Source organism: Luteibacter sp. NPDC104163, from assembly GCF_055584245.1.
The window spans coordinates 318,299-329,389 of the sequence record NZ_JBVJMK010000002.1 but is presented as its reverse complement, the minus strand read 5'-3'; the positions used below and the strand labels follow the sequence as shown (position 1 = coordinate 329,389).

Below are 11,091 nucleotides of genomic sequence, written 5' to 3'. Positions count from 1 at the left end.
GGGCAGCTTAGGCAGCGGTACCACGGTGGGACTGCACGAAAGAGGCATTGCTATAAGCCAATAAGGCAAGCTTTCGCGCAAGCCATCCTCACACGGCACACACGTTGCTTAATCGTCCCGTGCCGCGAACACATAACCTTGGCGCTTATCGCGTTACCAAGTGCGCATGTGCACTAATACGGAGAGGGCCAATGCGGCGAGGCAGGAAAATCCTGGCGTGGGTGCTCGGCATCCTTGTGCTGCTGATCGTCGCCGTGATCCTCTTCATCGCGTTCTTCGACTGGAACCGGCTGAAGCCGACGATCAACGAAAAGGTCTCGGAAGCCATCGGCCGCCCGTTCGCCATCCAGGGCGACATCAGTGCGCACTGGGCCCGCGAGCCAGGCCAGGGCGGGCTGGCGAGCCTGATCCCGTGGCCACACTTCACGGCCCGCGACATCGTGGTGACCAACCCGAGCTGGGCTAAGAACAACCGTTTCGCCCACCTGGACTCGATTGACTTCCGCCTCGCGCCGTTCCCGCTCATCGCACACCGCATCGTGGTGCCGGAGATCCGCCTTGGCCAGCCGGCGATAGCGCTGGAACGACAGAAGGACGGCACGAACACCTGGACGTTCAAGCTGCCCGAAAGCAGCGGCCCCTCCGAGTGGCAGCTCGAACTCAACGCCCTCGCTTTCGACAAGGGCCACATCGATTTCGACGATGCGCAGATGCAGATCAAGATGGGTATCGACGTGACGCCGCTTGGCAAAGGCATTCCTTTCGACGAGATCATGGCCCAGCAGGAAAAGGATTCCCGCGCGCAGGCGAACAAGACCACGGGTGCCAGCTCGAAGCAGATGGCGAAGAGCAAGGCCGACGAAAACGACCGCAACGACGAGACCAAGCGCAAGCAGGTCTACCAGTTCGCGTGGGATGCGAAGGGCACGTACAAGAAGTCGACGGTCGAGGCCAAGGCGCGGACTGGCGGCGTCCTCGCGCTGCGCGAAGCGAACCGTCCGTTCCCGGTGCAGGCCGATGCGCGCTTCGGCGATACGCATATCGCCTTCGTCGGCACGCTGACCGATCCGATCAACATGGGCGCGCTGGATATCCGCCTGTGGTTCTCGGGCACCAGCATGTCGCACCTTTATGACCTCACCGGCATCACCCTGCCCGACACCCCGCCCTTCGCGACGGAAGGTCACCTCAAGGCCAACCTGAAGAAGAACAACAGCACGTTCGTGTATGAAAACTTCACCGGCAAGGTCGGTGGCAGCGACCTGGGTGGCACGCTCACCTTTAATACCGGCGGCAAGCGCCCCAGCCTGACCGGCAACCTGCGTTCGAACCAGCTGCTCTTCAGCGATCTGGCCCCTCTGGTCGGTGGTGGAAGCGACGCGGAGAAGGCCGAGCGCGGCGATGCGAAGAAGCAGCCGGATGGCAAGGTGCTCCCGGTCGAGCCGTTCAAGACCGATCGCTGGAATGCGATGGATGCCGACGTGCGTTTCGTCGGGGCGAAGATCGTCCACGGCGAGCGCCTGCCGATCAGCAATGTCGAGACGCACCTGATCATGAAGGATGCGGTGCTGACCCTGGATCCGCTGAAGTTCGGCGTGGCCGGCGGTACGGTCGGCAGCAATATCCGCCTGGATGGATCGGCCGAGCCGATGAAGGGCCGGCTGAACCTGGGCGCGCGCCATATGAAGCTGAAGGAGCTGTTCCCGACCTTCGCGCCGATGCAGACCAGCTTCGGCGAGATGAATGGCGATGCGTCGTTCACTGCCGTGGGCAATTCGCCGGCGGCCTTGCTGGGCAGCTCCAATGGCGAACTGAAGCTGCTGATCAACGATGGTGCGGTGAGCTCGTCACTCCTCGAGCTGGCCGGCCTGAACGTGGGCAGCTATGTCGTCGGTAAGTTCTTCGGCGACGACGTGGTGAAGATCAATTGCATGGCCGCCGACCTGGTCGCGACCGACGGCGACATGGAATCGCGCGTGTTCGCGCTGGATACCGAAAAGGCCCTGATCAACGTCAACGGCGATATCAATTTCAAGGACGAGAAGCTCAACCTGGATATCGTGCCGCACACCAAGGGCTTCCGCATCTTCTCGCTGCGCTCGCCGCTGTACGTGCATGGCACATTCGCCAACCCGTCGCCGGGTGTGCATGCGGGCCCGCTGATCCTGCGCGGCGGTGGCGCCGTGGCGCTGTTCTTCGCGGCGCCGGTCGCTGCCCTTGCGCCGCTGATGGTACCGGAGAGCGGCAAGGCCAACGCCGTCACCTGCCAGCCGCTGCTCGACGACCTGAAGAAGGCCCCGCCAAAAGCACCCCCGCCGGGCAAGACCAACACGAAGTAATCGGCTGATACGCGCCGTTGTGGGAGCGCGCTTGCGCGCGATAGGTGCTTGCGCAGACGTCGCTCCCGTAGGAGCCCACCCTGTGGGCGACATCTTTCGCCTGAACCCATCAGCCCCTGTAGCTCAGTCCGCGAAAGATGTCGCGCGCAAGCGCTACAGGGTGGCGGCCAGGAACTCGATCACAGCCGCGTTGAACAAGGCCGGGCGCTGCAGTGGTGCGAAGTGGGTGACGCCAGGGAGCAGGCGGAACGTCCCGCCAGGCAGTGCCCGGGCAAGATACTCGGCATGGTCGCGCTTGATGAACTCATCGGCTTCGCCAAGCGCCACCACCGTCGGTACATCGATCGTCGCGAGCTGCACCGACGTGTAGTCCGGCTGCGTCGACTGCATCACCTGTACCGCCTCGAACACCTCGTCGAAGCGCGCCGGGTGCGGGGAAAGCCGCGCATACGTGCTGCGGTGGTTCTCCAGGATGCGGCCGATGACCGGCGTGAACTCGAACGGCTTCACGCCACCCGGGTCGACGTTGCACGCGAAGAAGAACAACCGTGACACCCGTTCCGGTGCGATATCCGCCAGGACCAGCCCCGTGTCCGCGCCGTCGCTCCAGCCCACGATGGCGCCACGGGCGACGCCGAGCGCATCCATGATCGCCATGACCTGATGGGCCATGCCTCGGTAGCTGAAGGGCCCACCGCCCCAGCGACTGCGGCCCTGGCCGGGACTGTCGATGGCGATGGCCTGGTAGCCGTGGGCGACCAGTTCCGGAATGAGGTAAGCCCAGTTCTCGCTGCTGCCCATGCCGCCGTGGAGAAGCACGACAGGCTCGCCGGTACCGAAGACGCCATACCAGAGCGTGTCGCCGGCGTGTTCCAGCCGTCCCTCGAGGACCGGAACCGGCAGGGGCGGAACCCCGTTCGTTTGCAGCCCGGTCAGGTCGTCATCAGTCAGCGTCATACGCCGGACTGTAACAGTCCCCCCTGTAGGAGCGCGCTTGCGCGCGACATCTTTCGCGGACAGAGCCACAGGGCCTGCTGTGTCGGGGCGAAAGATGTCGCCCACAGGGTGGGCTCCTACGGGGGCGACCCCGCGCGAGCACCCATCGCGCGCAAGCGCGCTCCCACGAGCTCGGGTCCGGTAAAGTGCGCGCATGTCGCCGACCCGCAAAGCCCTTTTCCAGATCCATTTCTGTGTCCTGCTGTGGGGCTTTACGGCCATCCTCGGGAAGCTGATCACCCTGCCCGCCCTGCCGCTGGTCTGGTGGCGCATGCTGCTGGTTTCGGCGGCGCTGCTCTGCGTGCCGCGGGTGTGGCGCGGACTACGGGCGTTACCGCCGCGCCTGCTGCTGATCTATGCGGGTACGGGCGTGGTCGTGGCGTTGCACTGGCTGACGTTCTACGGCGCGATCAAGCTGGCGAATGCCTCCGTGGCCGCGACATGCATCGCGATGTGCCCGGCGTTCCTTTCCGTGGTGGAGCCGTGGATCGCGAAGCGGCCGTTCGAGGCCCGGGAGCTGTTGCTGGGGGCCGCCGTCGTGCCGGGCGTGGCGCTGGTGGCTGGCGGCCTGCCGGGCGACATGCGGCTCGGCTTGGCGGTCGGTGTACTTTCCGCCCTCTTCGTGGCGTTCTTCGGCGCGTTGAACAAGCGCTACATCGAACACGCCGATTCGCTGACCGTGACCTGCGTCGAACTGGGCGCGGGTACGGTGTTCCTGACGATCGCGGCGCCGCTTATGCCGGGGGCGGCTTTCGTGCTGCCCAATGCGCACGATGCCGTGCTGATGATCGTGCTTGCGTTTGGCTGCACCTTGCTGCCGTTCGCCCTGGCGCTGTCGGCGCTACGGCACCTCTCGGCGTTCGCCACGCAGATGGTGACGAACCTCGAGCCGGTGTACGCGATCGTGCTGGCCATTCCATTGCTGGGTGAGCAGCGGGAGCTGGGCTGGGCGTTCTACCTGGGGGTCGCCGTGATCCTGGGGGCGGTGTTTGCGCACCCCTTCCTGCACCGGGGGGAGCGGGCGGCTCCCTCGGATATCGTCGCGCCTTGAATCGCGCGCAAGCGCGCTCCCACAGGGGGTTGCGTTCTCTTGTGGGGAATCGCGCGCAAGCGCGCTCCCACAGGGGGTTGCGTTCTCTTGTGGGGAATCGCGCGCAAGCGCGCTCCCACGGGGTAGCGTCGCTCTTGTGGGAGCGCGCTTGCGCGCGATGGGCGCTCAGGCGCGGCCGCGGGCCTTCATGGTGCGGGCGCGGCGGGCGCGCTGGGCTGCGGACCGGCCGGAGCCCTTTTTACGGGGTGACGAACGCTTGGCCTGCGGGCGCGGGCGGGAGGGCATGGGGGAATCTCCGGGGGAACGACGACCGGGAGGATCGACTCTGCGACCCTCCCGGTGAAAAGCCCGCTAAGGGGATGTCAGATCAGCTTGATCTCGCGCAGGCGTTCCTGCAGGTACTCGTGCGCGGTAATCGGCTCCGGGTAACGCTTCGGGTTGTCCGGGGTGATGCACGAAGGCAGCACGTCCAGCACCACATCCGGGTTCGGGTGCAGGAAGAACGGAACCGAATAGCGCGGCTTGCGCGCCGCATCGCCGGCCGGATTGGTCACGCGGTGGGTCGTCGACGGGTACACGTGGTTGGTGAGACGCTGGAGCATGTCGCCGATGTTCACCACGATGGCGTCGCCTTCGCTGGTGATCGGCAGCCATTCGCCTTCGCTGAACACCTCGAGGCCCGCCGTGCTGGCGCCAACCAGCAGCGTGATGAAGTTGATGTCCTCATGCGCGCCGGCGCGCACGTTCGGCACGTCGGACTGGGTGATCGGCGGGTAATGGATCGGGCGCAGGATCGAGTTGCCGACGTTCACCTTGTCGTCGAAGAAGTTCTCCGGCAGGTTGATGTGCAGCGCCAGGGCGCGCAGGACGCGCGAGCCGAGGTTATCGAGCGCCTGGTACAGGCCGTAGCCGGCGGCCTTGAACGACGGGATTTCTTCCGGCCACACGTTCGGCGGCATGACATCGGCGAACTTCGAGTCGCGCGGGATCTCACGGCCGACGTGCCAGAACTCCTTCAGGTCGGCGAACTTCGAATCCTTGGCCGTTTCCACCTTGAACGGGGTATAGCCACGGGCGCCGCCGCCACCGGGGATGTGGTACTTGCGCTTCACCTCGTCCGACAGGGCGAAGAAGGCCTGGAAGGCTTCGTAGGCGGCGTCGATGTCGCTCTTGGGGATGCCATGGCCGCTGATGCAGCAGAAGCCGAATTCGCGGTACGCGGCGCCGAGTTCGGCGACGAACGCGTCGCGGTCGGTCTCATAGCGGCGGATATCGAGGGTGGGGACCTTCTTCATCGGAATGACCTGCTTTCGGGCATGAAAAAGCCGGCGCGGGGTGACCGCGCCGGCCGGAGGCGTGATTTGGGCTCAGGCGACGGCCTGGGCTGCTGATTTTACGGCTTCCGCAAGCTGTCCCGCTAGCCGGTCCACTTCGGCCGCGTCGGCGGCTTCGATCGTGACGCGGACCAGCGGCTCGGTGCCCGAGGCGCGCAGGACCACGCGGCCACGGCCCTCCAGGGCCGCTTCCACCTCGGCCAGCGCCTGTTTCACCGTATCGCTGCCGAGCGCGGCCTTGGCGCCTTCCACCCGGACGTTGACCATGGTCTGCGGCAATTTGACGAGCCCCGCACGGGCCTCGGCGAAGGTCTCGCCGGATTCGGCCAGGGCCTCGAGCAGGGCCAGCGCGGCGACGATGCCATCGCCCGTGGTAAAGCGATCAAGGCACAGCACGTGCCCCGACGTCTCGCCACCAAGCACGCCGCCGTGTTCCTTCAGCTGCTGCAGCACATAGCGGTCGCCCACGTTGGCGCGGATGAACGAGATATCCAGCTGCTTGAGCGCGCGCTGTAGCCCGTAATTGCTCATGAGCGTGCCGACCACGGGGCCGGGCAGCGCGGCCTTGCGCTTCCAGTGGCGCGCGATGACGTAGAGCATGTCGTCGCCATCGGTGACGGTACCGTCCTTGTCCACGATCCGTACGCGATCACCATCGCCATCGAAGGCGATGCCGAGGTCGGCGCCCTTCTCCAGCACGGTGCGAGCCAGCGACTCGGGCGAGGTGGAACCCATCCCACGGTTGATGTTCAGGCCGTCCGGCTCGGCGCCGATCGTCGTCACCTCCGCGCCGAGGTCGCTGAACACCTTGGGCGCCACCTGGTAGGTCGCGCCGTGGGCGCAATCGAGCACGATGCGCATACCGTTCAGCGAGAACTCGTCGGCGACCGTGGACTTGCAGAATTCGGCGTAGCGGGTCACGGCGTCGTCCACGCGCTTGGCCTTGCCGAGCGCCTCGGAGGGCACGGTGGCGAAATCGGCGTCCAGCTCGGCCTCGATCTCGGCTTCCAGCTCGTCGTCGAGCTTTTCGCCCTGGCCGGAGAAGAACTTGATGCCGTTGTCCTGGTGCGGGTTGTGCGAGGCGCTGATCACGATGCCGGCATCGGCGCGCAGGGAGCGGGTCAGGTAGGCGACGCCGGGGGTCGGCATGGGGCCGAGCATGCGCACGTCGGCCCCGGAGGCCACCAGGCCGGCTTCCAGGGCTGCCTCGAACATGTAGCCGGAAACGCGTGTGTCCTTGCCGATGACCACGATCACCTTGCGCGAGTGATCGCGCCGGTCGGGGCCCGCGCCCGTGGGGCGCGTGTCGGCGTTGCGGCGGCGCGCCAGCACGGCTCCGGCGGCGCGGCCCAGGCGCAGGATGAAGTCGGCGCTGATCGGGTAGGAACCGACCTGGCCACGGATGCCGTCGGTTCCGAAGTATTTACGTTCGCTCATGGTGCTAACTCCTTCCTGGGACGGGGATCATACCCCCGCCGGGGCCGGCTGGGACCCTCGCCGGATGGCGTAGGCCCCACCGGCTCGGTGTGGGAGCGCGCTTGCGCGCGATGGGGCTTGCGGCACGGCCTGTCGCGCGCAAGCGCGCTCCCACGACAGCCGGGCTTATTCGTCGTCTGGCCAGCGGGGCATGGCGGGCTTGTCGACCCGGGGCGCGGTGTCGCCGGCCTTCACGGCCTCCCAGACCTTCACGGCATCGACCACGGGGGCCACGTCGTGGGTGCGGACGATGACGGCCCCGCGCTGCACGGCGATGAGCGCGGCCGCGGTGGAGCCGGCGGCCCGGGCGGCCGGCTCGGCGTGGCCGGTGAGCTGGCCGATCATGCTCTTGCGCGAGAGCCCGATGAACACGCCCGCGCCCAGTTCGGCGAACCGCGCGGTCGCCCGCAGCAGGGCCAGGTTGTGCTCCAGGTTCTTGCCGAAGCCGAAACCGGGGTCGACCAGGACCCGCTTACGCTCGATGCCGGCCAGCTCGCAGGCGAAAAGGCGGTCGGTGAGGAAGCGATGCACCTCGCCGACGACATCGTCGTAGCTCGGGTCGTCCTGCATGCTGCGCGGCTCGCCCTGCATGTGCATGAGGCATACGGGCACGCGCAGCTCGGCCGCGGCGTCCAGGGCACCTTCGCGGCGCAGCGCGAACACGTCGTTGATCAGGCCCGCACCCGCGCCGATGGCGGCACGCATCACTTCGGGCTTGGAGGTATCGATGGAGATGGGCAGCGTGGTCGCCGCGGCCAGGCGTTCGATCAGCGGGACGACCCGGCGGATCTCTTCCTCGGCCGACACATCATCCGCGCCGGGACGGGTCGACTCCCCGCCCACGTCGAGCAGGTCGGCGCCCTGCTCCGCCAGCCGCATCGCATGCGCATAGGCAGCCTCGAGCGAGGCATGCTGGCCGCCATCGGAGAACGAATCCGGTGTGACGTTGACGATGCCCGCGACCCGCGCGCGATCCATCACCAGCGCGCGGCCGTTGCAATCCAGGGTGGTGGCGAAGAGGTTGGCGACCATGGCCTCAGCCCTGCGGCTTGCCGCCGATGGCACCCATGAAACCGCGGTAGTAGCGCAGTTCGTCGATCGAATCGCGGATGTCGGAGAGCGCCGTGTGCGCCGAATCCTTCGAGAAGCCCTTCGCGATTTCCGGCGACCAGCGCCGCGACAGCTCCTTCAAGGTGGAGACATCGAGGTTGCGGTAGTGGAAGAAGCGCTCCAGCGCCGGCATCTCGCGGTGCAGGAAGCGACGGTCCTGGCAGATGGAGTTGCCGCACATCGGCGACTTGCCCGAGGGCACCCACTGCTGGAGGAAGGCGATGGTGGCCTTCTCGGCCTCTTCGGGCGACGCGTCGGATTCAACGGCACGCTGCCACAGCCCGGAACGGCCATGCTGGTTGCGGTTCCACGCATCCATCTGCTGGAGGCGGGCATCACTGTGGCTGATCGCGAAGACCGGGCCCTCGGCAAGCACGTTCAGATCCTTGTCCGTGACGACGGTGGCAATCTCCAGGATGGAGTCGTTATCCGTGTCCAGCCCGGTCATTTCCAGGTCGATCCAGATCAGGTTGTCTTCGTGCGCTTGCGTCATGGGAGCTCCTTAAGTCGGGGCAGTCTACCTCGCCCTCCCCGCCTCCTGCATGCGATGATGGCGTGATGGCCGAACCGACCTTCTTCTGGCACGACTACGAGACCTTCGGCGCCGACCCGCGACGGGACCGCCCCAGCCAGTTCGCCGGCATCCGTACCGATGCCAACCTCGAGATCGTGGGCGAGCCGGTCATGGTGTACTGCAAGCCGCCACGCGACATGCCCCCGCAGCCCGCGGCCTGCCTGATCACCGGCATCGCGCCGCAGATGGCCGAGCGCGAGGGCCTCTCCGAAGCCGATTTTGCCGCCGTGGTGCACGAGCAGCTGGCCATGCCCGGCACCTGCGGCGTGGGCTACAACTCGCTGCGCTTCGATGACGAGTTCACCCGGCACCTGCTGTATCGCAATTTCTACGAGCCGTACGCGCGCGAGTACGAGAACGGCAACTCCCGATGGGACCTGATCGACCTGGTCCGCCTGTGCCAGGCGCTGCGCCCGGAGGGGATCCAGTGGCCGCTGCGCGAGGACGGCACGCCCAGCTTCAAGCTGGAGCACCTGGCCACGGCGAACCAGCTGAAGCAGGACCGGGCGCACGACGCGCTCTCCGACGTGGAAGCGCTGATCGGCCTGGCCCGGCTCATCCGCACCCACCAGCCGAAACTGTGGGACTGGTACTTCGGGCTGCGCCGCAAGCAGCGGGTCTTCGAACTGCTGGACGTGGCGGCGATGACGCCGGTCGTGCACGTGTCGTCGCGCTACCCGGCCAGCCGGCAGTGCCTCACCGTGGTCGTCCCGCTGGCCGCGCACCCGTCGCGTGCCGGCGAGGTCATCGTGTACGACCTCAGCGTGGACCCCACCGACCTGCTCAGCCTGGAACACGGCGATATCGCCGACCGGGTATTCACCAGCCGCGCGGACCTGCCCGAGGGCGTCGAGCGGATCGCCCTGCGCACCATCCGGGCGAACCACGCCCCCGCACTGGCCCCGCTATCGGTACTGAAGGGCGTGGACCACGCACGGCTGGGGCTCGACATGGCGATGGTCGACCGCCACCTGGCGATGCTGCGCGACGCGCCCGACCTGGCCGAGAAGCTGCGCCGCGTGTACGGCTCGGCCGCCGAGCTGCCCCCGGCCGGCGACCCCGAGCTCGCACTGTACGGCGGCTTCCTGCCCGATGCCGACCGCCGCCTGCTGGCGGAAGTGCGTGCGACGCCACCGGCGCAACTCGGCAGCGGCCGTTTCACCTTCCGCGATCCGCGCTACGCCGAGCTGCTGTTCCGCTACCGCGCCCGCAACTGGCCGGACACGCTCACCATCGACGAACACGAACGCTGGGAGGCCTTCCGCGTCGACCGGCTCACCCGGCACGGCCCGCTCACCACGCTGACCCTCGCCGGCTACACGACCGAACTCGCGACCCTGCGCCTCCTCCCCGGCGCACCCCTGCCCCTGCTCGATGAGCTGGAGGCATGGGGCGAAGCCCTGCTCTGAGTCCCTTATGCCGCATACCGCCTACTTCACCCCCGCCACCTTCAAGTTCTTCAAGGCGCTGGCCCGCAACAATTCGCGCGAATGGTTCCACGACCACAAGGACGACTACGAGCGCCACGTGCGCGAGCCGTTCACCGTGCTGATCACCGACATGCAGGCACCCCTGGCGAAGATCAGCCCGCACTTCCGCGCGGACCCGCGCAAGGTGGGCGGTTCGCTGTACCGGATCCATCGCGATACGCGCTTCGCCAACGACAAGCAGCCGTACAAGAACTGGCAGGGTTCGCGCTTCTTCCACGAGCGCCGGCATGAGATCCAGGCGCCCGGCTTCTACCTGCACATCCAGCCGGGTGAGTGTTTCGTCGGCGGCGGCATGTGGCATCCGGAGCCGCCGGTGCTGAAGAAGCTGCGTGAGTTTCTTTCGGATAACCCGGGTTCGTGGAAGAAGGCGACGCACACCAAGGCCTTTCAGGAGCGCTTTTCGTGGTGGGGCGAAAGCCTGAGCCGGCCACCGCGCGGGTTCGATGCAAACCACGAGCTGATCGAGGACCTGAAGCGGAAGAACTTCGCCGCCGGGCAGGATTTCGATGAGGCGATGGCGTGCTCGACGGAGCTGCTGCCGTTCGTAGTCGACAGCTTCAAGCGCCTGGCGCCGATGGTCGACTACCTGTGCGCGGCACAGGAACTCGAGTTCTGACTTTGTCTCTTGTGGGAGCGGGGGGGGGGGGGGGGGGGGGGTTTGGGGCTGCCCCACCCCCCCCCCCCCCCGCCCCCCCCCACAATTTAAGTCGCGCGAAACACC

General features: G+C 67.0%; 9 protein-coding genes. 4 read left to right on the top strand and 5 right to left on the bottom strand.

All coding sequences use genetic code 11. The features are described 5' to 3' along the window. The first annotated feature begins 191 nt into the window (after positions 1-191). Positions 192-2,339: an AsmA family protein gene (locus ACZ6YI_RS04570; protein WP_465777603.1), complete on the top strand. Its 2,148-nt coding sequence runs from the start codon at positions 192-194 to the stop codon at positions 2,337-2,339. Positions 2,340-2,492: 153 nt separating this feature from the next. Here ACZ6YI_RS04570 and ACZ6YI_RS04565 read toward each other — a convergent pair whose 3' ends face one another. Continuing rightward, the gene (locus ACZ6YI_RS04565; protein WP_465777602.1) at positions 2,493-3,296 is read right to left on the bottom strand and encodes an alpha/beta fold hydrolase; all 804 of its coding nucleotides are present in this window, start codon (positions 3,294-3,296) and stop codon (positions 2,493-2,495) included. 193 nt (positions 3,297-3,489) lie between these two features. On the opposite strand from ACZ6YI_RS04565, the gene ACZ6YI_RS04560 reads away from it, so the two are divergent. Further along, positions 3,490-4,386, top strand: a complete 897-nt coding sequence (locus ACZ6YI_RS04560) for a DMT family transporter (RefSeq protein ID WP_465777601.1) — start codon at positions 3,490-3,492, stop codon at positions 4,384-4,386. A 362-nt stretch (positions 4,387-4,748) separates the two neighbouring features. Here the strand turns inward: ACZ6YI_RS04560 and ACZ6YI_RS04555 are convergent, their stop codons facing one another. From ACZ6YI_RS04555 to orn, 4 genes are all read right to left on the bottom strand, one after another. Beyond that, the gene (locus ACZ6YI_RS04555) at positions 4,749-5,681 is read right to left on the bottom strand and encodes an isopenicillin N synthase family dioxygenase (RefSeq protein WP_465777600.1); all 933 of its coding nucleotides are present in this window, start codon (positions 5,679-5,681) and stop codon (positions 4,749-4,751) included. A gap of 72 nt (positions 5,682-5,753) precedes the next feature. Beyond that, entirely contained in the window at positions 5,754-7,157 is a 1,404-nt protein-coding gene (glmM, locus tag ACZ6YI_RS04550; RefSeq protein ID WP_465777599.1) for a phosphoglucosamine mutase, read from the bottom strand. A 165-nt stretch (positions 7,158-7,322) separates the two neighbouring features. Then, positions 7,323-8,228, bottom strand: coding sequence for a dihydropteroate synthase (gene folP, locus ACZ6YI_RS04545; RefSeq protein WP_465777598.1), 906 nt, complete (start codon positions 8,226-8,228; stop codon positions 7,323-7,325). Between the two features lie 4 nt (positions 8,229-8,232). After that, complete coding sequence (orn, locus tag ACZ6YI_RS04540) at positions 8,233-8,799, bottom strand: oligoribonuclease (protein ID WP_440325784.1); 567 nt, start codon at positions 8,797-8,799, stop codon at positions 8,233-8,235. A 65-nt stretch (positions 8,800-8,864) separates the two neighbouring features. On the opposite strand from orn, the gene sbcB reads away from it, so the two are divergent. Both sbcB and ACZ6YI_RS04530 read left to right on the top strand, forming a co-directional pair. Further along, complete coding sequence (gene sbcB, locus ACZ6YI_RS04535; RefSeq protein WP_465777597.1) at positions 8,865-10,289, top strand: exodeoxyribonuclease I; 1,425 nt, start codon at positions 8,865-8,867, stop codon at positions 10,287-10,289. 7 nt (positions 10,290-10,296) lie between these two features. After that, entirely contained in the window at positions 10,297-10,986 is a 690-nt protein-coding gene (locus ACZ6YI_RS04530) for a DUF2461 domain-containing protein (RefSeq protein ID WP_465777596.1), read from the top strand. Positions 10,987-11,091 lie beyond the last annotated feature (105 nt).